This is a genomic window from Micromonospora sp. NPDC049366, from assembly GCF_044466625.1.
In the GTDB taxonomy this organism is placed as follows: Bacteria; Actinomycetota; Actinomycetes; order Mycobacteriales; family Micromonosporaceae; genus Micromonospora.
The window spans coordinates 25,296-50,182 of record NZ_JBITMV010000008.1 but is presented as its reverse complement, the minus strand read 5'-3'; the positions used below and the strand labels follow the sequence as shown (position 1 = coordinate 50,182).

At 74.2% G+C, this 24,887-nt stretch carries 24 protein-coding genes; 14 read left to right on the top strand and 10 right to left on the bottom strand.

All coding sequences use genetic code 11. The features are described 5' to 3' along the window. Positions 1-4: 4 nt before the first annotated feature. Complete coding sequence (trmB, locus tag ACIBTV_RS13485) at positions 5-721, bottom strand: tRNA (guanosine(46)-N7)-methyltransferase TrmB (RefSeq protein WP_396704534.1); 717 nt, start codon at positions 719-721, stop codon at positions 5-7. Positions 722-855: 134 nt separating this feature from the next. Between trmB and ACIBTV_RS13480 the strand changes: the two genes are divergently transcribed. Together ACIBTV_RS13480 and ACIBTV_RS13475 are read left to right on the top strand one after the other, a co-directional pair. After that, positions 856-1,596: a hypothetical protein gene (locus ACIBTV_RS13480; protein WP_396704532.1), complete on the top strand. Its 741-nt coding sequence runs from the start codon at positions 856-858 to the stop codon at positions 1,594-1,596. Positions 1,597-1,694: 98 nt separating this feature from the next. Next, positions 1,695-2,396 carry a class F sortase gene (locus tag ACIBTV_RS13475; RefSeq protein WP_396704907.1) on the top strand — a complete coding sequence of 234 codons (702 nt, stop codon included), beginning with the start codon at positions 1,695-1,697 and terminating at the stop codon, positions 2,394-2,396. A gap of 148 nt (positions 2,397-2,544) precedes the next feature. Here the strand turns inward: ACIBTV_RS13475 and ACIBTV_RS13470 are convergent, their stop codons facing one another. The 3 genes from ACIBTV_RS13470 to ACIBTV_RS13460 all read right to left on the bottom strand — a co-directional run bounded on the left by ACIBTV_RS13470 (position 2,545) and on the right by ACIBTV_RS13460 (position 4,675). Beyond that, positions 2,545-2,844, bottom strand: a complete 300-nt coding sequence (locus ACIBTV_RS13470; RefSeq protein ID WP_396704530.1) for an antibiotic biosynthesis monooxygenase family protein — start codon at positions 2,842-2,844, stop codon at positions 2,545-2,547. A 28-nt stretch (positions 2,845-2,872) separates the two neighbouring features. Further along, a complete protein-coding gene (locus ACIBTV_RS13465; protein WP_396704528.1) occupies positions 2,873-3,670 on the bottom strand; it encodes an exodeoxyribonuclease III in 798 nt (265 codons plus the stop codon). An 84-nt stretch (positions 3,671-3,754) separates the two neighbouring features. Continuing rightward, positions 3,755-4,675 (bottom strand): proteasome assembly chaperone family protein, encoded by a 921-nt coding sequence (locus ACIBTV_RS13460; RefSeq protein WP_396704526.1) that lies wholly within the window; start codon positions 4,673-4,675, stop codon positions 3,755-3,757. Positions 4,676-5,098: 423 nt separating this feature from the next. Here ACIBTV_RS13460 and ACIBTV_RS13455 point away from each other — a divergent pair, with 423 nt between their 5' ends. The 3 genes from ACIBTV_RS13455 to ACIBTV_RS13445 all read left to right on the top strand — a co-directional run bounded on the left by ACIBTV_RS13455 (position 5,099) and on the right by ACIBTV_RS13445 (position 7,020). After that, positions 5,099-5,965 carry a peptidase M23 gene (locus tag ACIBTV_RS13455; RefSeq protein WP_396704524.1) on the top strand — a complete coding sequence of 289 codons (867 nt, stop codon included), beginning with the start codon at positions 5,099-5,101 and terminating at the stop codon, positions 5,963-5,965. 101 nt (positions 5,966-6,066) lie between these two features. Beyond that, a complete protein-coding gene (locus tag ACIBTV_RS13450; RefSeq protein WP_172836416.1) occupies positions 6,067-6,210 on the top strand; it encodes a hypothetical protein in 144 nt (47 codons plus the stop codon). Positions 6,211-6,258: 48 nt separating this feature from the next. Continuing rightward, positions 6,259-7,020: an EcsC family protein gene (locus tag ACIBTV_RS13445; RefSeq protein WP_396704522.1), complete on the top strand. Its 762-nt coding sequence runs from the start codon at positions 6,259-6,261 to the stop codon at positions 7,018-7,020. 142 nt (positions 7,021-7,162) lie between these two features. Here ACIBTV_RS13445 and ACIBTV_RS13440 read toward each other — a convergent pair whose 3' ends face one another. Then, positions 7,163-8,014 (bottom strand): GDSL-type esterase/lipase family protein, encoded by an 852-nt coding sequence (locus ACIBTV_RS13440; protein ID WP_396704520.1) that lies wholly within the window; start codon positions 8,012-8,014, stop codon positions 7,163-7,165. Between the two features lie 227 nt (positions 8,015-8,241). Between ACIBTV_RS13440 and ACIBTV_RS13435 the strand changes: the two genes are divergently transcribed. The 6 genes from ACIBTV_RS13435 to ACIBTV_RS13410 all read left to right on the top strand — a co-directional run bounded on the left by ACIBTV_RS13435 (position 8,242) and on the right by ACIBTV_RS13410 (position 13,867). Continuing rightward, positions 8,242-9,111, top strand: coding sequence for an LLM class F420-dependent oxidoreductase (locus ACIBTV_RS13435; RefSeq protein WP_396704518.1), 870 nt, complete (start codon positions 8,242-8,244; stop codon positions 9,109-9,111). Between the two features lie 193 nt (positions 9,112-9,304). After that, positions 9,305-9,568, top strand: coding sequence for a DUF6343 family protein (locus ACIBTV_RS13430; RefSeq protein WP_396704516.1), 264 nt, complete (start codon positions 9,305-9,307; stop codon positions 9,566-9,568). A 12-nt stretch (positions 9,569-9,580) separates the two neighbouring features. Next, complete coding sequence (locus tag ACIBTV_RS13425) at positions 9,581-10,999, top strand: NADP-dependent succinic semialdehyde dehydrogenase (protein WP_396704514.1); 1,419 nt, start codon at positions 9,581-9,583, stop codon at positions 10,997-10,999. Between the two features lie 42 nt (positions 11,000-11,041). After that, entirely contained in the window at positions 11,042-12,007 is a 966-nt protein-coding gene (locus ACIBTV_RS13420; protein WP_396704512.1) for a TIGR03885 family FMN-dependent LLM class oxidoreductase, read from the top strand. Between the two features lie 37 nt (positions 12,008-12,044). Continuing rightward, positions 12,045-13,613, top strand: a complete 1,569-nt coding sequence (locus ACIBTV_RS13415) for a Na+/H+ antiporter (RefSeq protein WP_396704510.1) — start codon at positions 12,045-12,047, stop codon at positions 13,611-13,613. Continuing rightward, the gene (locus ACIBTV_RS13410; RefSeq protein ID WP_396704508.1) at positions 13,610-13,867 is read left to right on the top strand and encodes a UBP-type zinc finger domain-containing protein; all 258 of its coding nucleotides are present in this window, start codon (positions 13,610-13,612) and stop codon (positions 13,865-13,867) included. Before ACIBTV_RS13415 ends, ACIBTV_RS13410 begins: the two co-directional genes overlap by 4 nt. A gap of 43 nt (positions 13,868-13,910) precedes the next feature. On the opposite strand, the gene ACIBTV_RS13405 is transcribed toward ACIBTV_RS13410, so the two are convergent. Together ACIBTV_RS13405 and ACIBTV_RS13400 are read right to left on the bottom strand one after the other, a co-directional pair. Beyond that, a complete protein-coding gene (locus ACIBTV_RS13405; protein WP_396704506.1) occupies positions 13,911-14,444 on the bottom strand; it encodes a GNAT family N-acetyltransferase in 534 nt (177 codons plus the stop codon). Positions 14,445-14,594: 150 nt separating this feature from the next. Beyond that, positions 14,595-17,207, bottom strand: a complete 2,613-nt coding sequence (locus ACIBTV_RS13400) for a glycoside hydrolase family 9 protein (RefSeq protein WP_396704504.1) — start codon at positions 17,205-17,207, stop codon at positions 14,595-14,597. A 251-nt stretch (positions 17,208-17,458) separates the two neighbouring features. Here ACIBTV_RS13400 and ACIBTV_RS13395 point away from each other — a divergent pair, with 251 nt between their 5' ends. After that, complete coding sequence (locus tag ACIBTV_RS13395) at positions 17,459-18,184, top strand: PP2C family protein-serine/threonine phosphatase (protein WP_396704502.1); 726 nt, start codon at positions 17,459-17,461, stop codon at positions 18,182-18,184. A gap of 4 nt (positions 18,185-18,188) precedes the next feature. On the opposite strand, the gene hrpB is transcribed toward ACIBTV_RS13395, so the two are convergent. Both hrpB and ACIBTV_RS13385 read right to left on the bottom strand, forming a co-directional pair. After that, positions 18,189-20,753 (bottom strand): ATP-dependent helicase HrpB, encoded by a 2,565-nt coding sequence (gene hrpB / locus ACIBTV_RS13390; protein WP_396704500.1) that lies wholly within the window; start codon positions 20,751-20,753, stop codon positions 18,189-18,191. A 216-nt stretch (positions 20,754-20,969) separates the two neighbouring features. Continuing rightward, on the bottom strand, positions 20,970-21,791 hold the full coding sequence (locus ACIBTV_RS13385) for a SigB/SigF/SigG family RNA polymerase sigma factor (RefSeq protein ID WP_396704498.1): 822 nt from the start codon (positions 21,789-21,791) through the stop codon (positions 20,970-20,972). A gap of 390 nt (positions 21,792-22,181) precedes the next feature. On the opposite strand from ACIBTV_RS13385, the gene ACIBTV_RS13380 reads away from it, so the two are divergent. Continuing rightward, the gene (locus ACIBTV_RS13380; protein ID WP_396704496.1) at positions 22,182-22,916 is read left to right on the top strand and encodes a hypothetical protein; all 735 of its coding nucleotides are present in this window, start codon (positions 22,182-22,184) and stop codon (positions 22,914-22,916) included. On the opposite strand, the gene ACIBTV_RS13375 is transcribed toward ACIBTV_RS13380, so the two are convergent. Next, the gene (locus tag ACIBTV_RS13375) at positions 22,887-24,422 is read right to left on the bottom strand and encodes a phospholipase D family protein (protein WP_396704494.1); all 1,536 of its coding nucleotides are present in this window, start codon (positions 24,420-24,422) and stop codon (positions 22,887-22,889) included. The genes ACIBTV_RS13380 and ACIBTV_RS13375 overlap by 30 nt on opposite strands. A gap of 187 nt (positions 24,423-24,609) precedes the next feature. Here ACIBTV_RS13375 and ACIBTV_RS13370 point away from each other — a divergent pair, with 187 nt between their 5' ends. Further along, positions 24,610-24,738 (top strand): hypothetical protein, encoded by a 129-nt coding sequence (locus ACIBTV_RS13370; protein WP_269456570.1) that lies wholly within the window; start codon positions 24,610-24,612, stop codon positions 24,736-24,738. Positions 24,739-24,887: the final 149 nt, after the last annotated feature.

The window sequence follows — 24,887 nt, the reverse complement described above, 5'->3', positions numbered from 1 at the left end:
GGCCCTACCGGCGGCGGTAGATCAGGTCCGCGACCGGGCGACCGGCCAGCAGGGCCCGGCGCTCGAACTTCGTCACCGGCCGGTGCGCGGGGCGAGGCGCGTAGCCGCCGTGGACGTCGACCAGGTCCGGGGCGCCGTTCAGGGTCTCCCGCATGGCCTCGGCGTACTCCGCCCAGTCGGTGGCGCAGTGCAGCGTGCCGCCGGGCCGCAGGCGGCTGCCCAGCAGGGCGACGTGCGCCGGCTGGATGATCCGCCGCTTGTGGTGACGGGCCTTCGGCCACGGGTCCGGGAAGAAGACGTGCACCGCGTCGAGGGCCCCGACCGGCAGGCGCCGGACCAGCTCCAGGGCGTCGCCCCGCGCCACCCGGACGTTGCCCAGGCCGTGGCGCTGCACCAGGTCCAGGAGGTTGGCGATCCCCGGGGTGTGCACCTCGACAGCCAGATAGTCCCGGTCCGGGTCGGCCGCGGCCATCGCGGCGGTGGTGTCGCCCATCCCCGAGCCGATCTCCAGCACCACCGGGGCGCGCCGCCCGAACAGGGCGGCCAGGTCGACCGCGTCGCCGGGCCCGTCGGGAACGTCCAGACCGTACGTCGGGAAGAGTCGGTCCAGCGCGTCGGTCTGCCGGGCGGTCATCCGGCCGCGGCGCGGGTGGAAGGTGCGGATCGTCCGCGCGGGCGTCGGTGGCACGGCAGGCGTGGCGTCGTGGTCGGTGAAGGTCACAGCGATCCGAGGGTACGCGACGGTCCCGCCGGAACCGGTGTGATGTACGCCCCGGGATGAGAGGATCCATCTCGTACGGCAGACCGGGCGGTCCGCTGCCCGGCCACCTCGAGACGGCGTCGGGAGGGGGCGACATGGCGATGACCCGCGCTGGCTTCGTGCTCTCCGCGATCGTCGCCGGAGTGCTGATGGCCTCCGCCCCCCGGTTCGAGGAGGCGTCGACCGGCACCGTCTGGCAACCCGACCAGCCGGGTGTCGAAGCCCCGGCCCTCGCCACGGACCGCGACTTCGTCGCCACGCCGGCGGACGGCGCGACGTCGGCCGGCGACCCCGTGGACGGGACGACGGTGGTCGGCGCGCCCGCCGACGGGACGGACATCACCGCCGTCCCCGCGGACGGCACCGCCCTCGCCGGCGCGCCGGCCCCCGGGGCAGGGGGTCAGCCCGCGCAGCCCAACCCCGTCGTGGACGTCTTCGTCAAGGTCAGCCCCAGCACGGTCCAGCCCGGCTACCTGGTGGGGATCGAGGCCAGTTGCCGGGACAACTCGATCCCCGCCACCGTCGTGTCGGACGCGTTCGGCCGGGTGCAGGTGCAGCCGCAACGCGGCCTGCTCACCGCCGCGCCGATGGTGCGCGAGCGCACCCGCCCCGGCAACTACCGGGTCAAGCTGGAGTGCCGCGACGGCGAGACCGCGTCGACGATGCTGCAGGTCGTCAAGGCGGTGAAGCCCACCCGCGGCCCGGCCACCGGCTTCGGGGGCAGCGCCGGCGGTTTCACCGGTGGTCTGCTGGTGCCGGGCGGGATCGCGTTGACGATCGCCGGGCTCGTCGTCGCCATCGTCGCGCTCCGCCGACCGCGGCGCGCCCACCGCTGAGGTCGCCGCCGATGGCCGCGCCGCGTCCCGCCCCTCGACCGCCCGCCAACTCGGCGGCCGCCCGATCCGCCGTCGCGCGACGGGCCTCCATCGACCACATGGTCACCGCCCAGCCCCGCCCGCCCGTACGCCCGGCGCCCGGCCGGCGCGGCGCGGACCGCGCGGCCGTCGGGCGGCGGCCCGGCCGGTCGCCCTGGACGGTGCCGCTGGCCGTGGTGCTGGTGCTGGCCGGGGTCTTCGCCACCGGCGTCGGGCTGGGCCATTCGGCCGGCCCGCTGGAGTGGGTGACGGCGGGAGAGGACCGGCCGCCCCGCGGCGAGGGCGCCGCTGCCGTCCGGGCCAGCCGACCGGTGAGCCTGTCGGTGCCGACGATCAAGGTCTCCGCCCCGGTCGCGCCGGTCGGGCAGGCCCGGGACGGCTCGATCGGCGTACCGCCGCTGGAGCGGCACAACGAGACCGGCTGGTACGACCGGGGGCCGATCCCCGGCGAGCCGGGCCCGGCGGTCATCGTCGGTCACGTGGACACCAAGAGCGGGCCGTCGGTCTTCTACGACCTCGGCAAGCTGGAGCCGGGCGACACGATCGAGGTGACCCGGGCCGACGCGTCGGTGGTGGTGTTCCGGGTCGACACCGTGGAACGTTTCCCGAAGGACCGGTTCCCCGCGGAGCGCATCTACGGCCACGAGGGGCAGCCGCAGCTGCGGCTGATCACCTGTGGTGGCGAGTTCGTCGGCGGCCGCACCGGCTACACCGACAACGTCATCGTCTTCGCCACCCTCACCACCACTCGCCCCGCCTGACCCCCCGGCCTTCCGCGCCGCCTCCCTGCCCCCTCACCCGGCTGTGTTGATCATGGAGTTGTCGCCCCGCAAATCGCTTTCCGGAGGCGACAACTTCATGATCAACGGCGAGTGGCGGCGCGGCGGCCGGCGGCCCTGCGGCGTGGGGTCAGGGGACCTGTTGGACCACTTCGAACTCCAGGAGGGTCGCGCCGGAGGCGACCGGGCGCTGCTGCTGGCCGGCGTGCGCGGCGCGCGACGGGCCGGCCGCCCAGGCCTGGTACGCCTCCTCCGACTCCCACCTGGTGTAGACGAAGTAGCGGCTCTCACCGGCGACCGGGCGGAGCAGCTCGAACCCGAGGAAGCCGGGGGAGTTCTCCACCGCGCCGGCCCGAGCCGCGAACCGCTTCTCCAGCTCCTCGCCCGCGCCGGGCGGGACGTCGATCGCGTTGATCTTCACGACTGCCATGACCCCACCCTAACCAGGCGCGGTGGGGTCAGAACGCCTCGACGGTCGGGGTCAGCGCGACGTCTACCACGATCGGAGCGTGATCGGAGGGGCCCTTGCCCTTGCGGGCCTCGCGGTCCACGTACGCCGCGCCGACCGCCCGGACGATCGCCGCCGAGGCGTAGACCAGGTCGATCCGCATCCCCTTGTTCTGGTGGAACATCCCGGCCCGGTAGTCCCAGTAGGTGAACGGGTGCGGGCCCTTCATCGGGGTGGGTACGACGTCGCTGAGCCCGAGGTCGCGCAGCGCGCCCAGCGCGGCCCGCTCGGCGGGCGTGACGTGTGTCGAGTGGGCGAAGACCGCCGGGTCCCAGACGTCGGCGTCGGTCGGGGCGACGTTGAAGTCCCCGCAGACCGCCAGTGGCAGGCCGCTGGTCAGCTCCTCCTCCAGCGCGTCGCGCAGGGCGGCGAGCCACGCCAGCTTGTACGCGTAGTGCGGGTCGTCCGGGGTGCGGCCGTTCGGCACGTACACGGACCAGACCCGCAGCCCGTCGCAGGTGGCCGAGATGGCCCGCGCCTCCGGGTCGGGAAAGCCCGGCTCGCCGGGGAAGCCGACGGTGACGTCGGTCAGGCCGACGCGGGACAGCAGCGCCACCCCGTTCCAGCGGCCGTCGCTGTGGCTGGCCACGGTGTAGCCCAGCTCGCCGACCTCGGCGACCGGGAAGGCCCCGTCGGGACACTTGGTCTCCTGCAGGCACACCACGTCCGGGGCGGTGCCGGCGAGCCAGTCGAGCAGCCGGGGGAGCCGGGCCTTCACCGAGTTCACGTTCCAGGTCGCCAGGCGCATGCCTTCAGCCTGCCGCATCCGCGCCCCGCACGCCGGGTCCGGCGCCGGGATGTCGCGCGCCGGTGCCGGACCCGGGGCGGGGATTCAGCTGCCGGGGGTGTCGTTCGGACGGGTCTGCTCGGCGAGGAACCGCTCCAGCTCCGCGCCGAGCTCCTCGGCGGTCGGCAGCGGTCCGGACTCAGGGGCGAGCAGGCTCTTCTCACCCTGCCCCCGGGCGAACGCGTCGTACTGCTCCTCCAGCGCCTGCACGAGCGCGGCCGCGTCCTCGGTCTGGGCGACCTGCCGGTCGATCTCCACCCGGACCACCTCGGCGGCCGAGCGCAGCCCGTCGCGGGGGAGGAGCAGCCCGGTGCTGCGGGAGATCGAGGCGAGCAGCACCTCGGCCGCGGCCGGGTACTCCGCCTGCGCCACGTAGTGCGGCACGTGGGCGGCGAAGCCGATGGCGTCGCGGCCCTGCTCGCCGAGCCGGTACTCGAGCAGGTGGCCGACACCGCCGGGCACCTGGACGCGCTGGAGCCAGGGCTCGTACCCGGAGATCAGCTCACGCCGGGTGGCGTGCGCGGTCACCCCGGTGGGCCGGGTGTGCGGGACGGCCATGGGGATCGAGTTGAGCCCCACGGTGACCCGGACGTCCAGCCGCGCGGCGAGGCCGGCGACCGCCGCCACGAAGCGCTCCCACTGGAGGTCCGGCTCGGGGCCGGTGAGCAGCAGGAAGGGGGTCTCGTCGTCGTCGTGCAGCAGGTGCAGTTCCAGCTTCGGCGCGTCGTACGACTCCCAGTGGTCCTCCATGAAGGTCATCACCGGGCGTCGGGAGCGGTAGTCGAAGACCTGGTCGACGTCGAAGGTCGCGATCGGGCGGGACTCCAGCGAGCTGAACAGCTGCTCGCGGGCGAGCCGGCTCGCGTGGCCCGCGTCGACGAACCCGGTGAGGGCCTGGATCAGGACCGGTTGACCGAGGTCGGGTAGATCGTCGGTGAGCTCGTAGAGCTCGTGTGGGTCGAGCACCGGTGCGGACCTCCCTGGAATGTGCCTGACGGGACGCCGTCGTGTGTCACGGCGCCCGGTTCGGGCAACGTACCCGCCATCCTGACGCATTCCTTCCCCGGGCAGCCGGTCTCCCAGGAACGGCGCGGGATCGGGCATAACGTGGCATTCCGCTGTTCGGGCTCCCGGTCCCAGCCGATCATCCGATGCCCGGCTGGTCTGGAAGGCCGAGTTTATCGATCATCGGCGAAGGTCGGGGGAGATGGCCAGGTAAGGCATCAATAGATCCGCTTCCGGGTCTGCTGCCGGGTTTCGCCGGTACGCGAGGTCCGTCCCCGGCCGCGCCCGTGCCGCCCGGGCTGTCCACCGGTCGGCGCCGATTCTGTGGCGAGGGCCACTGATCACCCACGGTAATCAGCCAGAACGTCTGCCTAGCCTCGGCTGATGCGTGACGACGGCACCCTCGACGAACCGAACGCCCCCCACGACTCCTCTGTGCGATCGGATGACACAACATCAGCCGAACGGCTGACCGGGCGGAATCCGGTGCGGACCGCGCGTGCGTACGCCCGGGACCTGATCGCCGGCCCCTCCCGGGGCCGCGTGGCCCTGGCCACCGGCGTGGTCTGCTGCCTCGGGCTCGCCGCCTTCGCTCAGGCCGGCGACCGGACCACCGCGGACGCCGACCCCCGGGCGACGCGGGTCGACGTGACCGCCCGGGCCGAGCAGGAACCGGCCTCCCGGGACCACGACCGTGCGCCGGACGCCGCGGACCCCTCCGCCGCGCCGGACAGCACCGCTGCCGACCCGGACACCAGCCCGGCCCGGAAGCAGGAGCGGCGGTCGGAGCGCAAGCCCGCGGAGCCGGCGCCGGTCGCCGGGCTGACCAGGGCGCAGATGAAGAACGCCGAGGCGATCGTGCGGACCGGCCGGGAGATGAAGGTCCCTCGTCGGGCGCTGGTGATCGCGGTCGCCACGGCGATGCAGGAGAGCAACCTCTACAACTACGCGAGTGGCGTGCTGCCCGAGTCGCAGAACTACCCGCACCAGGCGATCGGCTGGGACCACGACTCGGTCGGGCTGTTCCAGCAGCGTCCCAGCAGTGGCTGGGGCAGCGTCGGTGACCTGATGCGACCGGAGTACGCGACCCGGCAGTTCCTCACCGCGCTGGAGCAGGTCCCCGGCTGGCAGCAGATGCCGCTGACTGACGCCGCCCAGGCGGTGCAGGTCTCGGCGTTCGGGTGGCTGTATGCCCAGCACGAGTGGGCGGCCACGGAGGTCGTCGACGCCTTCGAGTCGGCCGGGCGGTAGTCTTCCGGCCACAGTGGACGGTTGTGGCTGAGCCATCCCGGGTACATCCGTTGTCGGTTGCGGGTACACATGAGTGAGGGCTCACCGACAGGAGGACCGAGATGTCTCTGTTGCAGCGGATCAGCACGTTCCTGCGCTCGCCGAAGGGGCAGCAGCTCGTCGAGCGCGGCCGTCGCGAACTCGCCAAGCCCGAGAACCAGCAGAAGCTGCGGGGTCTCGCCACCCGTCTCTCGAAGCGCCGCTGACCACGGCCGGACCGTCGTACCCGCCTGCGCCGACCCCCGGGAGTACCTGTGACCGAATCCGTTCCGGCCGACGGCCACCCCGCCCCCACGCCGTCACCCGACCGTGTCCCCGCCGTGCCGCCGGCCGCGTCCGCGGACGCGCCCGACACGCCGCCGGCCCGGCTCTGGGACCGGATGCGGGAGGACCCGCAGTACGCCCCGGAGCACCTCGCCCTCGAGGCGGTGCGCCGCCTCGGGCCGGAGGCGGCACAGTGGGCGCGCCGGGCCCGGTCGGAGCAGCCGGGGGTCGCCGCCGACGCCTTGGCTGAGCAGGCGATCCGCAGGTTCGTGAACCACGCTCGGCTCTCCGGCGCGGTGTCCGGGGCAGCCGGGCTGCCCGGCGCGGTGATCGACGTGGGCGTTCTGGCGTGGACGCAGGCCCGGATGGTGCTGCACGTCGCGGCGGCGTACGACGTCGACGCGACGCACACCGACCGGGCCACCGACCTGCTCGTCCTCCAGCGGGTGCACAAGGTGGCGGAGAGTGCCCGGCTGGCCCTCGGGGTGGCCGCCGGCCGGGAGCGGGCCGGTGCGCTGTTCGGCTCGGGCGGGCAGGGTCAGCTGGGCAAGGTGATGCTGCGGCTGGGCGTGCGGCTGGCCCAGATGGCCGGTGTGCGGGCGGCGAAACGGGTCTTCGCCAAGATCGTGCCGGGCGCGGCGATCATCCTCGGCACCTGGGCCAACTCCTCGGCGACCAAGGACCTGGCCGAGCGGTCCCGGGCGCTCTACCGCCAGCACGGCGGCGCCGTCCCCGGCCCGCGTCGGTCCTGAACCGAGGGCCGGCCCACGAATTCCGGGATGTCGGGCTGACCCCTCGACGGGGGCGGCCCGACTTCCAGGAACCGGAGTCGATCACCCCGGCCAGCCATCAGCCCGGGAGGCCGGACGCCGTTGAGGTCACCTGGGTGCGCCGTCAGGCGGCGAAGCCGGAGGCCCGCCAGGTCACCTCGGCGAGCCGGTCCTGCCCGGCCGCGTTCGGGTGGAACCAGTCCAGCGGGTTGACCAGGTCCAGCGTGAACCGCACCCGGTGCACCGCCCCTCCGTCGTGCCGGCACCGGGACCCGTACGCCCGGCACGCCGCGACCAACTGTGCGTTGTAGGCGGCGATCCGGTCCCGCACGGCGGCCCGCCGGGCGCGGTCGGCGGGCGCGGTCGAGGTCGGGTCGGCCAGCAGGGCGGGGCAGACCCCGCGCCGCCACGCCCGCACCGCGCGCGAGTCGGTGTGCCCGACCTCCCAGAGCCGGTGCAGGTCCGGGATGCTGACCACCAGCACCCGCGCCTTCGGGCGACCGGCGCGCAGCGCCCGCAGACCACGGTCCACGCCGGCGCGGAACTCGGCCACCGGCGTCATCGCGTCGACGCCGCCCCGGCACACGTCGTTCGCCCCGATCAGCACGGTGACGTGGTCGACCTTGTCGCGTACGGCCGCCCGGGCCTGCTCCTCCAGCGCGGCGGCCCGGGCTCCCGGGCGGGCGTGGTTGTACGCCCGACCGCGGACCGCCGGATCCTGGTCGAGCAGCCGCCGGTAGAGGCTCTCCACCCGCAGCCCGTCCCCGGTGGACCAGGAGTTGCGCTCGCACGAGGTGAGCACCAGGCAGGAGCCGAAGCCGGTGCTGATGGAGTCGCCGAGGGCGGCGATGCCACCGGACCCGGCGGGCGGCGGGGTGTCGCGCGGCGGTGGGGGCGAGCCGTCCCCGGCGCCCTCGCAGGCGAGCGCCACCAGCGCCGCGAGGCAGGCGACGGCGGTGATCCAGCGTCGAGGCATGATCTTCCCGTTTGGCAACTCGGAGCGACAGCGCGGTCACTGTACGCGCTCGTTCGGAGGCGGCGCGCGTCTGCTGTCGGCTATGCGGCAGAGCGCTGCCGTCGCGACCGTCGCTGTGCTAGCCCCGCAGGTCGGCCGTCTGGGTGACGGCGCGTCGACACTTGACTTCGAGCGCGCTCGCAGTGGAACCCTGACCCGGGACGGCACGCGCGAGAAGGAGTCTGTCTGTGAGGATCGGTCTGCACTACTGGAGCTTCACGGTCCCGGCGGAGCCGGAACTGATCGCCCCGACCCTCACGCGGACGGCGCGGGCCGCCGAGGACGGGGGGTTCGCCTCCTTCACCGTCATGGACCACTTCTTCCAGATGGAGGCCGTGGCGCCGGCCGAGGAGCCGATGCTGGAGGCGTACACGACGCTCGGCTTCGTCGCCGGGCAGACCGAACGGATGACGCTCGGTGTGCTGGTCACCGGCGTGATGTACCGGCATCCGGGCCTGCTCGCGAAGATCGTCACGACCCTGGACGTGCTCTCCGCCGGTCGGGCCCGCCTGGGCATCGGCGCCTCCTGGTACGAGCGGGAGCAGCGTGGCCTGGGGGTGCCCGTGGTGCCGGTGGGTGAGCGGTTCGAGCGACTGGAGGAGACGCTGCAGATCTGCCTGCAGATGTGGAGCGAGGACAACGGTCCCTACGAGGGCCGGCACTACCGGCTGACCGAGACCCTCTGCGTCCCCGCGCCGCTGGGTCGGCCCCGCCCGTCGATCATGATCGGCGGCGGCGGGGAGAAGAAGACGCTCCTGCTGGTCGCCCGCTACGCCGACGCGTGCAACCTCTTCGACACCGGCGTCGACGAGGTGCGCCGCAAGCTCGACGTGCTCCGGGACCACTGCGCGGCCGAGGGGCGCGACTACGACAGCATCGAGAAGACGCTGGTGATGCGGGTGTCGCCGGTCGACGAGCCGGACGCGTTCCTCACCGCCGTCCGGGACTACGCCGCGCTCGGCGTCACCGAGGTTCAGGTGACCCCGGACCGGCACCCCGTGGAGTTCGCCGAGCGGGTCAGCGAGCGGATCGTGCCGAAGCTCGCCGAGATCGGCTGACGGCCGCCGCGCCCCGGACACGGCCGCCGCCGCGCCCCGGACACGGCCGCCGCCGCGCCCCGGACACGGCCGCCGCCGCGCCCCGGGCCGGCCGCCGCCGCTCGCCGGGCCGACCGTCGGCGCCGACCGGCCGCAGCCGGCACGCGCCGCGACCGCCGGTTAGGCCCGCCGTTCCCGGGGTAGGTCGGAAGGTATGACGAGATCGCAGCCCCGGCGTGCCCGCGGCACGGTCGGCCACGCCTACAGCGCGTTGAACCTCCGGCTCGCGCTCGCCAGTTTCGGGCTGGTGATCATGGTGATCTTCGCCGTGCTGGCGTTCTGGGCGGCGGTGACCTGGCTGGGTGTCGTCTGCGCCGTGCTCGCGATCGTCGCCGCGGTGGACCTGGTCATCATCCAGCGTCGCCGCGCCGCCCGCCGCCGCGAGGAGCCGGGCGTACGGCACTCACTGTTCGAGTGACAGGAGGACGAGATGTCCATCGCCACCACCAACCCCGCCACCGGACAGGTGCTCAAGACCTACGACCCGATGTCCGACGAGCAGATCGACGCCGCGATCGGCCGGGCCGACGGTGCGTTCCGGCAGTTGCGCGGCACCACGGTCGACCAGCGGGCCGGCTGGATGAACGCGGCGGCGGACCTGCTCGACGCCGAGCGCGACGAGATCGCCCGGATCATGACCACCGAGATGGGCAAGACGTACGCCTCGGCGAAGGCCGAGGTCACCAAGTGCGCCAGCGCGGCCCGGTTCTACGCCGCCCACGCGGCCGAGTTCCTCGCCGACGAGCCGGCCGACGCCGCCGCGGTCAACGCGGGCCAGGCGTTCGTCCGCCACCAGCCGATCGGTCCGGTGCTGGCGGTCATGCCGTGGAACTTCCCGCTCTGGCAGGTGCTGCGCTTCGCCGCGCCGGCGCTGATGGCCGGCAACACCGGCCTGCTCAAGCACGCCTCGAACGTGCCGCAGACGGCCCTGCTGCTGGAGGACCTGTTCCGCCGGGCCGGCTTCCCCGAGGGCGCGTTCACCACCCTGCTGGTCGGCTCGGACGCGGTCGACCAGATCCTCAGCGACCCCCGGGTCCGCGCGGCCACCCTGACCGGCAGCGAGGGCGCGGGCCGCTCCATCGCGCAGATCGCCGGCCGCGAACTGAAGAAGACGGTGCTGGAGTTGGGCGGCAGCGACCCGTTCGTGGTGATGCCCTCGGCCGACCTCGACCGGGCGGCCGAGGTGGCGACCACCGCACGCTGCCAGAACAACGGCCAGTCCTGCATCGCCGCGAAGCGCTTCGTCGTGCACGCCGACGTGTTCGACGCCTTCGCGGAGAAGTTCGCCGCGAACATGGCCGCGCTGCGCGTCGGCGACCCGATGGACGAGGGGAGCGATGTGGGACCGCTGGCCACCGAGCGGGGGCGTGACGAGGTCAACGAGCAGGTCCGCGACGCCATCGACAACGGCGCCACGGTGCTCGTCGGCGGCGAGCAGCCGAGCCGGGACGGCTGGTGGTACCCGCCGACCGTCGTCACCGACCTCACGCCGGAGATGCGGATGTGGCGCGAGGAGGTCTTCGGCCCGGTCGCCGGCCTCTACCGGGTGGGGTCGTACGAGGAGGCGATCGAGGTGGCCAACGGCACGAGCTACGGCCTCGGCTCGAACGCCTGGACGCGCGACCCTCAGGAGCAGCGGCGCTTCGCCACCGACCTGGACGCCGGCAACGTCTTCATCAACGGCATGACGACCTCCTTTCCCGAGTTGCCGTTCGGCGGCGTGAAGAACTCCGGCTACGGCCGGGAACTGTCGGCGATGGGCATGCGCGAGTTCTGCAACACCAAGACCGTCTGGGTCGGAGGCGACGGCGGCGGCGCGATCGGGACGGCCGGCGCACACGCGGAGTGACGCAGCTTTAGGCGGACACCGTCCTGGGTAGGGAACCCACCCATGACGGTGTTCGCCTTCCACGCGTCCCACGAGCAGATCCATCCCCGCGCCCTGCTGGATGCGGTGATCCACGCCGAGCGCGCCGGCTTCGACGCCGCCATGTGCTCGGACCACTTCGCGCCGTGGAGCGCACGGCAGGGCCACTCCGGCTTCGCCTGGTCGTGGCTGGGCGCCGCGCTCCAGGCCACCACGCTGCCGTTCGGGGTGGTCAACGCACCCGGCCAGCGGTACCACCCGGCCGTGATCGCCCAGGCCATCGGCACGCTCGCCGCCATGTACCCGGGCCGCTTCTGGGCCGCACTGGGCACCGGGGAGGCGTCCAACGAGCACATCACCGGCGACGGATGGCCCCGCAAGGACGTCCGCAACGCCCGGCTGCGCGAGTGCGTCGACGTGATCCGGGCGTTGCTGGCCGGCGAGGAGGTCAGCCACGACGGGCTGGTCCGCGTCGACCGCGCCCGGCTGTGGAGCCGGCCCGACGAGCCGCCCGCGCTGGTCGGCGCCGCGGTGAGCGTGGCCACGGCCCGCTGGTGCGCCGAGTGGGCCGACGGGCTGATCACCGTGAACGCGCCGGTGGACCACCTGCGGCGGATGGTCGACGCCTACCGGGACGCCGGCGGGCGCGGGCCGTTGCACCTGCAGGTCCACCTGAGCTGGGCGCCCGACCAGGCCGAGGCCGAGGCGGTCGCGTACGACCAGTGGCGCAGCAACGTCTTCGCGCCGCCGGTCTGCTGGGACCTGGAGACCCCCGAGCACTTCGACGTGATCTCCGCCGACGTGCCGCCGGAGCGGGTCGCCCAAGTGGTCAACATCTCGTCCGACCTGGGCCGGCACGTCGGCTGGCTGGAGGAGTACGTCGCGCTGGGCTTCGACCAGATCGCCCTGCACCACGTCGGGCAGGAGCAGCGCGCGTTCGTCGACACGTTCGGCGCCGAGGTGCTGCCGAAGCTGCGGGCCGCCCGTTGAGCGGGCGTCGCCGGCCCGCCGCCTAGGCTCGTACCCCATGGAGGGACTCTTCGAGATCGTCGTCTTCCTGGCGGTCGCGACGCTCGGCGCGGCGCTGGCCCGCAAGCTGGGCCTGCTGGCACCGATCGTGCTGGTGGTCGTGGGGCTGCTGCTCTCCTTCGTTCCCGGCTTCCCGCACGTCCGGCTCGACCCCGACCTGGTGCTCGTCGGGATCCTGCCGCCGCTGCTCTACGTGGCCGCGCTGGAGACGTCCGTGCCGGCGTTCCGGCACAACCTCCGGCCGATCCTGCTGCTCGCCGTGGGCCTGGTGCTCTTCACGGCGGTCGTGGTCGGCGTGGTCCTGCACCTGCTCCTGCCGGCGGTCCCGTTCGCGGCCTGCCTCGCCCTCGGCGCGGTGCTCGCGCCCCCCGACGCGGTCGCCGCGACGGCGGTGGCCCGGCGGATCGGGCTGCCCCGTCGGGTCGTGACCATCCTGGAGGGCGAGAGCCTGCTCAACGACGCCACCGCGCTGGTGCTGTTCCGGGTGGCCACGCTGGCCGCCGTCGGATCGGCCGTCGGAGTGGTCGACGTGAGCGTCGAGGTGCTGCGGTCCGCCGGCGGCGGGGTCGTCGTCGGCGCGCTGGGCGCGCTGATCTTCGGGTTCGTGCACAAGCGCATCACCGATCCGCTGCTGGACAACGCGCTGTCGCTGATCATCCCGTTCGCCGTGGTCTTCGCGGCCGAGGAGATCCACGCCTCCGGTGTCGTCGCGGTGGTGGTCACCGGCCTCGCGCTGGGCCACCGGTTGCCGGTGCTGCTGTCGGCCGCGTCCCGGCTCCAGGTCGCCGCGGTCTGGCGGCTGGTCCGGTTCCTGCTCGAAGGGCTGGTCTTCCTGCTGGTCGGGCTCCAGCTGCCGGACGTGCTGGAGGACCTCGACGAGCCGGCCGGCCGGCTCGTCGGCGTCACCGCGGCGGTGCTCGGCGCCGTCTTCCTCACCCGCTTCGTCTGGCTCTTCCCCGCGACCTACCTGACCCGGCTGGTGCCCCGGCTGCGCACGCGGGAGCGGAAGCCGGCGAAGTTCCCCCTCGTCATCGGTTGGGCGGGCATGCGGGGCGTCGTGACGCTCGCCGCCGCGCTCGCCCTCCCGCTCACCCTGGCCGACGACGCGCCCTACCCGCGGGCGCTGTTCATCTGGCTGGCCTTCGCCGTGATCGTGTTCACGCTGGTCGGCCAGGGCGCCACCCTGCCGACCGTGGCCCGCCGGCTCAAGCTGCCCCCGGACGACCCGGTGCAGGACGCGCTCTCCGCGGCCGGCGTGCAGCAGCAGGCCAGCCGGGCGGCCCAGGAGCGCCTCGACGCGCTGGCCGACACCGCGCCCGCGCCCGTGGTGGAGCGGCTGCGCCGGGGCGTGGAGGACCGCACCAACCTGGCCTGGGAACGGCTGGGCGGCAGCGCGCGGGAGACCCCCTCGCAGGCGTACGGTCGGCTGCGGCAGGAGATGATCGACGCTGAGCGGGAGGTGTTCCGCGCCGCCCGCGACTCCGGCCGGATTCCCGAGGAGGTGCTGGTGCGCGCCTATCGTGACCTGGACCTGGAGGAATCGTTGCTGCGACGGGAGATTCAATGAGCTGTGCGCACCTGACCGAGGCCGGGACGGCCGAGCCGCGTACCACCGCGGAGTGCCCCGACTGCGTGGCGATCGGCAGCACCGACTGGGTGCACCTGCGCGCCTGCCTGACGTGCGGGCACGTCGGCTGCTGCGACTCCTCGCCCAACCGGCACGCGACGAAGCACTTCGAGCAGACCGGGCACCCCGTGATGCGCTCGATCGAGCCGGGGGAGTCCTGGCGCTGGTGCTTCGTGGACGAGGAGATCGGCTGAGCGTGGGCGCCGCGACCCGGCCCCGTCGGGCCGGGTCGGCCGCTCAGTCCAGCCGGCGGGTGAGCACCTGCCCGGGCCAGGGCTCACGGCCGGGACGGTCGACGGTGAACGAATCGGTGCGGGTGAAGTCCTGCCGCTCGTACCACCGGACCAGCGCGCCGTCGCCGCCGGCGTAACAGTCCACCCGGAGCAGACCGACGCCCCGCTCGCGGGCCAGGTCCGCGGCGTGCGCGAGCAGCCGCCCCCCGATCGCCCGGCCGGCGTACGCCCGGTCGGTGACCAGCAGGTTCACGAACAGCTCCGGTTCGGTGGCGGCCGGGACGTATGCGGTGGCCGCACCGACGACCAGCGCGCCGACCGCTCGTCCGCCGAGCTCCGCGAGCCACAGCCCGCCCGAGGTGGCCCACGTCCGGGCCTGGGCGACCCGGCGCGGGTCGGCCGAGGCGGGCTCGGTGCCCCATTGCCCGGTGCGGCCCTGCGCCACCAGCCAGGCCGTCGCGGAGTCGAGCAGGCGCAGGACGTCGGCGGCGTCGTCCGGGCCGCCGGGGCGCACGGTCAGGGTCTGCGCGTCGGTCATCCCGACATGCTGCTACACCGGCGACGGTTGATGGGTGCCCGGCGACCCTGAGCCACAGATGGGCATCGATGGGGCCTGTGGTAGGACCGACTCGCTACCCGGAGCAGCCGTCCCGGCGCGACGGATCGCGCCGGGACGGCTGCTCCGGCGTCAGGCCGCCGTGCAGGGTCGACCGTTGACCGTGACCAGGCCGGGTGGCGGGTTCGCGCCGCCTCCGGTGGTCGCGTTGAACCCGAAGGTCACGCTGCCGCCCGGATCGATGCGTCCGTTGTACGACTCGTTACGGGCGGTCACGGTGGCACCCGACTGGGCAACCTTCGCCAGCCACGCCTCGCGTACCTTCTGGTCACCGGTGAACGCGAACCGGGCGGTCCAGCCGTTCACCACCGCCGTACCGGTGTTGCGGATGGTCAGCTGCGCGGTGAACCCGGTGCCGCCGTGCCACGCGCCGTAGTTCGTGTAGGTGACCGCACAGGTGGGCGTCGGCACGGCCGCGGAGTCGCCCTGGTCGGCGAGGAACGAGGCGATCCACGCCAGCGCCGAGTTCCAGTTGATCGCCACCTCGTTGGTCGCGTACGAGGCGATGTCGTCGACGTAGCAGAACATCGGCGCGCACCCGGCCAGCAGTTGCGCGGCGAACGGGTCCTGGAGGGCGGCGTTCGCCCCGCCGGCCAGCGACCCGGCGGGCGGGCGCGGCAGGCTCGGGTCGAGTTGGTGGCCGAAGATCCGGCTGTGCTGATTCTCGGCCGCGTGCTCGCCCCACCCGGTCACGTACGAGATGTTGAGCGCGTTGCGCCCGAAGAGGTAGTCCACCGCCTGCACGGCGCCGTCGCGGTAACGGGCGTCCCGGGTCAGGTCGAAGGCGGTGGCCAGCACGACCGCGTTGTTGACGATGTTGCTGTTGCCGCCCCAGAAGTAGCTGCCGGCGTCACCCGGCAGGGGCAGCCCGTACGCCTGCCGGCCCAGCTCGGCCAGGTAGCCGTCGGCGGCGGCGATGACCGAGCCGCGGATCCGGGCCAGCTCGGCGGCGGGCAGCGCGTTCGGCACCGTGGCCAGGTCGAGCCGACCGAGGGCGGCGACCCCCTGCCAGCCGAAGCCGCGCGGGTCGAACACGTCCCCGGTGTGGTGCCGCGACGCGGTCAGGTCGGCCAGGTACGCGGGCGTGCCGGTGGTGAGCCACAGCTCGACGGCGGCCCAGTAGAACTCGTCGGTCACGTCCGTGTCGTCGTACGCCCCGCCGCCGGTGCTGTCGGTCGGGCTCGCGTACCGGGTCGGGTTCGCCTCGGCCGCCGCGTACGCCGTGGTCGCCGCGGTCCGGCAGCGCGCCGCGAACGCCGCGTCGTAGGGGGCGTAGAGCCGGGCGCACTGCGCGGCCGTCGCGGCCAGGTTGAGGGTGGCGGCGGTGGACGGTGGGTGCAGCTCGCGCGGCTGCGGGTCGTCCTGCGGCGCGAGCGGCAGGCCCGTCCAGTTGCGGTCGTGGACCTTGTGGTGGGCCATGCCGGCGAGCGGCTGTCCGGCCGGCACCTGCATGCGCAGCAGGAACTCCAGCTCCCAGCGGGCCTCGTCGAGCACGTCCGGTACGCCGTTGCCGCGCTCGGGCACCCGCAGCGTGCCGTCGCCGAGCGCGGCGCCGCCGTTGGCAGTGGCCGCCGTCTTGGTCCGCTCGAACGTGCTGAGCAGCTGATAGGTGGCGATGCCGCCGTTGACCACGTACTTGCCGTGGTCGCCGGCGTCGTACCAGCCGCCGCGCACGTCGAGCCGGTAGTCGCAGACGCCGGCCTGGCAGGGCACGTCGGTGTCGCCCTGGTTGGGTGCGACGCCGAGGTGGCCGGCGGGGCGCGCGTACTCGGGGCCGAGCAGGGCGCCGTCGATCGCGGTGCCGCTGCGCTGGGCGTAGAAGAACTGGAGCGCGTCGGCGCGCAGCCGGTCGTAGAGCGTGCCGGAGATGTCGAAGGGGTGGCTGGTCTCGCCGTCGACGACCAGGGTCAGTCCGGTCCCGGGCGTGCGGTGGGCGGAGAAGTCGAGGGTCTGCACGTTCTGCGCCGACGCGGTGTCCACCCCGCGCGGCGTCGTGGTGCCCGACGCCAGCACCGTGCCGGCGGCCGAGCGCAGCTGCCAGGGCAGCGGGTCGGTCGCCTCGGTGACGACGGTCGCGTTCTTGGGCCCGCCGGGGAGGTAGCCGACCTGGTTCACCCGGACCCGGGGCCCGGTGTCCGGCACGTACGGCTCGGGCGGCTCGCCACCGCGCAGCGACACGTCGTCGAGGCAGACGGTCTGTTCGGTTGCGCTCCCGCCGACCTGGAAGATCAGCTGGGCGGAGGGGTTGTCGTCCGGTGCGGTGAAGGTCCGCTCGACCCGTTGCGCGGTGCCGGTGGCGGTCACCGTGACGGTGGCGTAGCTGGTGTAGGGCGGGCCGCCGAGCTGCAGGACGGCGGTGACCGGGGTGCCGGGCGTGGCGGCGACGTCGAACCCGAGGGTGTACTCGGCGCCGGCGACCAGCGGAACCCCGTCCTGGCCGATGCCGGCGTCCCACGGGTTGGCCAGCCCGCCGGGGACGGTGGTGCAGAGCCGGCCGTCGGTGACGCCGAGTGTCCCGGTGCCGTAGGAGAACCAGGGGGCGACGCCGGAGCCGAAGTCGCCGTTCTCGATCTGCTCGGGTGCGTCCGGTGGTGGGTCGGCGGCGGCCGGGCCGGCGGCGACGCCGGTGAGGGCCAGGGTGACCGCGGCGGCGAGCAGCGCGCGGCGGCGTCGGGATGGCGTCACGGGGGAGTCCTTCCGGGGACGGGTGGACCGGTGGTGGTGGCGGACGATCTGGGAGCGCTCCCAGCCGTCGCCCCGATGTTTCCAGTACGCTGCGGCGCTGTCAATCGACTCTGCTGGATGTTCTGGGGAGGGTTCGGGCCGCTCGGGACGGGTCACCCGCGGCGGCGACGGCAGTGAGATTCGCCGCGCCACGCTTCCTCGCCGTGATCTCCTAGAGACAACTGTGCCCTCCGCCTGGCAGGCTGCCTCCCATGACCCTGAAGCTGCGTTCCGTGGGAACGAGCGACCGTGGGCTGATCCGCAGTGGAAACCAGGACGCCCTGCACGCCGGCACCTGGCTGGTCGCCGTCGCCGACGGCATGGGCGGCATGGCCGCCGGCGACCTGGCCAGCGCCATCGCGATCGAGGCGGTGGCGCCGCTGGACCGGGAGACGCCGGAGGACGCCCTGGTCGCCGCGTTGCAGAGCGGCATCCAGGAGGCCACCGTGCGGATCCGGCAGGCGGTCAGCGAGGACCCCGAGCGGCAGGGCATGGGCACCACGCTGACCGCCCTGCTCTTCGCCCGGACCGGCAGCTGCCTGGCCCTGGCCCACGTCGGTGACTCTCGCGCCTACCTCTACCGGGAGGGCGTGCTCAAACAGATCACCCGGGACGACACCTTCGTGCAGATGCTCGTCGACCAGGGCGTCATCACCGCCGACCAGGCCAGCAGCCACCCCCGCCGCGCCGTCGTCACCCAGGCGCTGCAGGGCGACGAGGTCTCCCCGACGTACGCGACGATGGTGCCCTGGGCCGGCGACCGCTGGCTGCTGTGCAGCGACGGCCTCTCCAACGTGGTCCGCCCCGACACCCTCGCCGAGGTGCTGGCCGAATACCCCGACCAGACCGCGTGCGCCCGCCGGCTCATCGACCTGGCGCTGCGCGCCGGCGGCCCGGACAACGTGACGGTGGTCGTCGCCGACATCGTGGCGGAATGAGCGGCTAGCGGCGCCGGGGAGCGGCGCGGCGGGTCGGCTCGGCGGTGGTCGGGTCCTCCGGCCAGGGATGCCGGGGGTAGCGACCCCGCAGCTCCGCGCGGACCTGCGGATAGCCGACCCGCCAGAAGGACGCCAGGTCGGCGGTGACCGCGACCGGGCGGCCGGCCGGGGAGAGCAGGTGCAGCAGCACCGGGACCCGACCGCCACCGATCCGCGGCGCCTGCTGCCAGCCGAAGGTCTCCTGCAGCTTCACGGCCAGCACCGGCGCGCTCGGATCGGTGTAGTCCACCCGGACCCGGGAGCCGCTCGGCACGGCGAGCCGCTCCGGGGCGAGCTCGTCGAGCCGCGCCGCCCGGTCCCACGGCAGCAGCCGGCGTAGCGCCGCCGCGACGTCCACCCGGGCCAGGTCCGCGCGACGTCGCGCGGACGCCAGCTCCGGCCCCAACCAGACCGGCGCGGCGTCGAGCAGCGCCTCGTCACCGACGTCCGGCCAGTCGTCGCCCAGCACGTGCCGGCAGAACGCCAGCCGCTCGCGCAGCGCCCGGGCGCCCGGCGTCCAGTCGAGCAGGCCCAGGCCGGTGCGGCGCAGCCCGGTCAGCAGCGCGGCGCCGAGCTCCGCCGGGTCGGGCCGGGACAGCGGGCGCTCGACCAACTCGACCGCGCCGAGCCGCACCACCTCGCGCGCCACCACGTCCGCGCCGGACCAGCCGACCTCGCGGTCGGTGCGCAGCAGCGCCCCGCCCGCCTCCCGCGCCGTCGCCTCGTCCACCGGCGTGGCGAGCCGGACCCGGGCGGTGGGCGCGCCGGGGGAGCGGTCGGCGACGGCCACCGCCAGCCAGGCCGACCCGGCCAGCCCCGACCCGGGTGCGAGGTCCGCCGCGGTGCCACCCGTCATCAGGTACGACGAACCGCCCGGGCGGCGCGCCCGGGCCAGCCGCTCCGGGTAGGCCAGGCCCACCAACAGCCCGGCGGCGAGGTCGTCGGGGAGCCGCTCGCGTCCCGTGCCGGTGCCCGCGGCGGTGTCCGGCGGCAGGGCGGCGCGCAGCCGGCGTACCTCGGCGCGCCAGCGGGCGGTGGCCGCCGCGTCACCGCCGGTCCGCAGCCGACGCCACGCGGCGGTCAGGTCGTCACCGGGCCCGGTGACGGTCTCCTCGGCCAGCAGGGCGACCACCTCGGCGGCCCGGTCCGCGCCGACCCGGTCCGCGCCGTCGAGCAGCGCCCGGGCCAGGCGGGGATGGGCGCCCGCCGCGGCGATCGCCCGGCCCCGCGCGGTGATCCGGCCGTCCGGGTCGACCGCGCCCAGGGCGCCGAGCGTCTCCCGGGCGACCGCCATCGCCGCGGGCGGGGGCGGATCGGGCAGCGCGAGCCCGGCGCCGTCCGGCTGCCCCCAGGCGGCCAGGTCCAGCGCGAACCCGGTCAGGTCGGCGCTGGCGATCTCCGGCTCCGGCTGCGCCGGCAGCCGCTCATGGGTCGCGGCCGACCAGCAGCGGTAGACGTATCCGGGTGCCTCGCGGCCCGCGCGGCCGGCCCGCTGGGTGGCGGTCGCGCGGGACACCGGCACCGTGACCAGGGCGCCGAGGCCGCGTGCCAGGTCCATCCGGGCCACCCGGCTCAACCCGGCGTCCACCACCACCCGGACTCCCGGCACCGTCAAGCTGGTCTCGGCGACGGCGGTCGCCAGCACCACCCGACGCCGGTCGTCCGCAGCCGCCCCGGGGGCTCGGCCCGAGCGGGGCGGTCGAGGGCGCAGCGCGGCGTCCTGCTCGGCGCTGCGCTGGCGGCCGTGCAGCGTCAGGATCTCCACGCCGTCCCGCAGGTCGGCCAGCCGCCCCGCCACGGCGGCGATCTCGCCCGCGCCGGGCAGGAAGACGAGCAGGTCACCATCGCGCTCGTTCAGCGCCCGGCGCACGGTGGCCGCCACGTGGTCGAGCAGTGCACGGTCCACCGGCCCGGCGCCCGGTGGGGTGACCGGTCGGGTCGGCGGAGCCCAGATCCGGGTCACCGGATGCAGCGCCGACTCCGCCCGGACGACCGGTGCCGGCCCGTCCGCCGCGCCGAGGAGCGCGGCGAACCGGTCCGTGCGCGGGGTCGCCGACATGGCCAGCAGCCACAGGTCGGGGCGGAGGGCGGCACGGGCCTCGACCGCGAACGCGAGCCCGAGGTCGGCGTCGAGGTGCCGCTCGTGACACTCGTCGAGCAGCACCGCACCGGTGCCGGGGAGGTCCGGGTCGGCCTGGAGCCGGCGTACCAGCAGCCCGGTCGTCACCACCTCGACCCGGGTGGCCGGGCCGACCCGCCGCTCGCCGCGTACGGCGTACCCGATCCGGTCGCCCACCCGCTCGCCGAGCAGGTCGGCCATCCGCCGGGCCGCGGCCCGCGCGGCCACCCGTCGCGGCTGGGCGACCAGCACCCGCCCGTCGACCTGGTCGGCGACGGCGAGCGGCGCGAGGGTCGTCTTGCCGGTGCCCGGCGGGGCCACCAGGACCGCGGTGCCGGCCGTCCGCAGGGCCGTGACCAGCGCCGGCAGCACGGACCGGACGGGCAGGTCCAGGTGGACGTCGGAGAGCACGGCCCAGTGTCGCACCGGCCCGGGTGCGGTCGGTCGGGACGTACGAGCCGGTGGCCCCGTACGACCGGCGCGATCCGGGTGCGACCGGCCGACCGGCGTGGGACCGATTGTCACGCGCGCGTGACGTGAGACGCCTGCGGGTGACCCGGACAGGCCGGTGGCCGGGTCAACGACCCGGCCACCGGCTCACCCCCCAGGGCGCTGGACGCCCCAGTCCTAGTACGTGCCGTCGAGCTGCCCCCGCAGCTTGGTCAGCGCCCGGGCCAGCAGCCGGGAGACGTGCATCTGCGAGACGCCGATCTGCTCGGCGATCTGCGACTGCGTCAGGTTGCCGTAGAACCGCAGGCTGAGGATCTTCTGCTCACGCTCGTCGAGCGTGGCCAGCGCCGGGCCGAGCGCCACGCGCAGCTCGGCCAGCTCGAACTCGGCGTCCTCCCCGCCGAGCATGTCGCCCAGCTCGGTGGCGCGGTCGCCGTCGCCGGTGGGGGTGGACAGCGAGACCGCGTTGTACGCGCGGGCACCTTCCAGGCCCTCCAGGACCTCTTCCTCCGTGAGGTTGAGGTGGGCGGCGATGTCGGCGACCGTCGGCGAGCGACCCAGGGTCTGCAGCAGGGAGCTGTTGGCGTCGGAGATCGCGAGCCGCAGCTCCTGGAGGCGGCGAGGCACCCGGATGTCCCAGGTGCGGTCACGGAAGTGCCGCTTGAGCTCACCGATGATGGTGGGGATCGCGTAGCCGGCGAAGTCGACGCCCCGGGAGGGGTCGAACTTGTCGATCGCCTTGATCAGGCCGACGGCGGCGGTCTGCGCCAGGTCGTCGGTCGGCTCGCCCCGGCCGCTGTAGCGGTGGGCGAGGTGGTTGGCGAGCGGGAGCCAGGCCTCGATCGCCCGGTCGCGCAGGGCGGCGCGGGACGGGTGGTTGGCGGGCAGCGCGGCCATCGCGTTGAGCAGGTCGGCGGCGCTGTCGGAGAGCGCCCGGGGATCGAGTTTCTCCGTGGTGGTCGTGCTCGTCATCTGGTCGTTGATCGCTGGCGCGGTCATGGGTGGTCCTCCCTGCACCTCGTCCGCGGATGAAAGACGTGACGCTGTGGTTTAACTTCGTATGGGCCGTTCGGGAGTCACCTTAACCCGATCGTCTTCCAGAAATCTAGCCGAACGGACGATGTACTTAAGTGATGTCGCGCAACATTTACGGATTAAACGGGCGCAATCGTTGTCGGGTGGCATGCAACTGTGAGGGTGGTTACCGGTTCGCCCGGGCCATCCGTCGCGAGCCGTGCGGGTTCGCGCGCTGAACGGACGGTCAACGCGCCGGCGCCGAACGGTCAACACCAAACCCGACATGAGAGCCCGAGTGTCGACATTCCGTCGTTGTCCCGTCGACGGACTAGCCGTAGGTTCGGCTTGACCCCAATTCGGGATGGAGGCGCCGTGCTCGACCCTGTCGCTCCCCAGCTCGTCGTGAACAGCCGTTCCCTCTACTTCAGCTGGCTGCCGGCGGATCCGGGTGCGGTCGCCGCGCTGGTGCCGGTCGGGCTGCGGCCCCGCCCGGACCGGCAGGTCTTCCTCAACCAGTACGTCGTCGACGACGAGACCCAGACGTCGGGCTTCGGCGCCTACAGCCTGACCTACCTCGGGGTGTCGCTGAGCGGTGTCGACGCGCCCGGCGGCATCAACGCGGGCGGCTGGTGGACGCACTACGTCACGTCCAGCCCCAACGTGCTCGCCTACGCCGAGGCGCGTGGCGCCCCCGCCAGCCTCGGCCGGACCCTCATCGACGTCCACCGCGGCACGCTGGTCGCCGAGACCGAGCTCGACGGCGTGCCGGTGATCCGGGCGCGCTGCCGGGTGGGGGAGACCGGCCACGTCGTCAGCAGCGGGCACCACCGCTACTTCACCCGCCGCCACGGCAAGCTGGTCAGCTCGACCTACCCCTACCTCGCCGAGCCGGTGACGCCGTTCGAAATCGAGTCGGTGGAGTTCCTGGAACCGGAGCACCCCGTTTACGCGCTCCGCCCGGCCAACCCGCTCGTCGTCTCCTGGGGCTTCTACTCCCCGCGTGCCTCGTTCGCCTACCCCGGCGGCCTGACGACCCACCACGGTGAAGCCGGGCTCCCCGGGGAACTGGTGGGCGTCTCACCACGTACCGGAGCGACGGGCGCGTAGCGGGCGACCGTCCGGGTCGTAGACGAGCCGGTACACCGGCAGCGCCCACGCCCGGGTGTGCCAGGCCAGCCGCTCCGGCCGGTGCGGGCGCAACCGGCCCGGCGGCCGGGGGCCGACCCGCCCGCCGTCGTGCCACCGTTGGAGCGTGTCGGCGGCGGCGGTCACGGCGGCGACCGCCTCGGCCGGGTCGAGCAGGTCGGCGTCCTGTCCGCCGTCCGGGTCGCGGTCGAGGTGCTCTCGCCATAGCCGCAACCGCAGCTCCCGCGCGAAGACCCGGGCGCCATCGCCCTGGCCGGCCGGGTCGGTCGGCGCCCGCTCGTCGCGGGTGTCGTCCAGCACCGCGCAGGACAGCTCGCTGTCGTGGGTCCACGAGCGGCGGTTGAAGTTGTCGCTGCCCACGCTGGCCCAGACGTCGTCGATCACGCAGACCTTGGCGTGGACGTAGACCGGGCCGCCCTCGTGGTTCTCCAGGTCGAACACGTGCACCCGCTCGGGCGCCGCCTGCTGGCAGAGCGAGAGCGCCTGCTCCCGGCCGACCATGTTCGGCGGCAGCGCCAATCGACCGTCCACGTCCGGATGGCGCGGGACCACGGCGACCAGGTGCAGCCGCGGGTTGTCCCGCAGGGCGCGCGCGAACAGGTCGGCCACCTCGGTGGACCACAGGTACTGGTCCTCCAGGTAGATCAGGCGCCGGGCCCGGCGTACGGCCTTGGTGTAACCCCGGGCCACCGTCCGCTCGCCGTCCGGGGCGAACGAGTAGCGGGGGCGGACGGCCGGGTAGGTGCGCAGCACCTGGACCCGGTGCGGCCCGCACGGTGGCGGGTCGGCAGGCTGCTCCGGCAGCGGATCCGGCCGCAGGTCGGCGCCGCGTAGCCGGTCCCGCAGGTAGGCCAGCGGATTCTCCGAGTCCAGCGGCATCGGGTCGGTCCACCGCTCCCGGAAGAGCGTGTCCAGGGCCCCGACGACCGGGCCGCGCAGCGCGAGCTGCACGTCGTGCCAGGGCGGACGGGGGCCGTAACGGGACGACATGCGTACGGCCTGCGGGTCGCCCCGGTGGGCGTCGTCGTCCCGCCGGCTGTGGCACAGGTCGATGCCGCCGGCGAAGGCGACGTCCCGCTCCGGGGCCGCCGGACGCCGCAGCACCACCAGTTTCTGATGGTGCGAGCCGCCGCGGCGGACCCGTTGGTCGAGCAGCACCTCACCGCCCGCGGCGGAGATCGTCTCGCTCAGGTCGCGGTTCTCCTCCTCGCTGTAGGACAGCGCGTCGAGGTGTGACCGCCAGATCAGCCCCTTGACCACGACGCCGCGCTGCGCCGCCCGGGCGAACAACTGCGCCACGGTGGGGCCGTCGGGCCGCAGCAGCTGGTCGGGATCGCCCCGCCAGTCGGTGAAGAACAGGTGGTCGCCCTCGGTCAGCGATTCCACCTCGGTGACCAGGCGGTCGAAGTAGGTCGCGCCGTGAATTAGCGGCTCGACCAGGTTTCCGTCGGCCCAGACGGGTAACACCGATAGCGGGTTGGCGCGTTCGGCCGCGGTGAGAAACCACTCCCGCTGCGACTGGGCCCCTGCCCTCCCCGAGGTCGACACGTCCTCACGGTAGGACCCCCGCCGTGGGTCCGCACGCCGGAGGCACACCGGTGACGTGACCGGCACCCCGCCCGAAACCCGACGCGACGTACCAGGAGGCCACCCCATGCCCGGCGAGACGACGAACCCCGTGACCGAGCACCGCGAGCCGGCGGTCGAGGGCGAACGGGGTGCCCTGGTGGCCCTGTTGGTCATGGTGCTGCTGGGCGTGGCCGGGATCTTCGCCGTGTCCTGAGCGGTGCCGCGTCGCGGGGGGCGGGGGGGGGCCCCCCCCCCCCCCCCCCCGGGGGCGGGGCGCCCCCCCCCCCCCCCCGGGGGGGGGCGCCCCCCCCCCCGGGGGGCCCCCCCCCCCGCCGCCCTGGAGTACACGAAACCCCCGCGCAC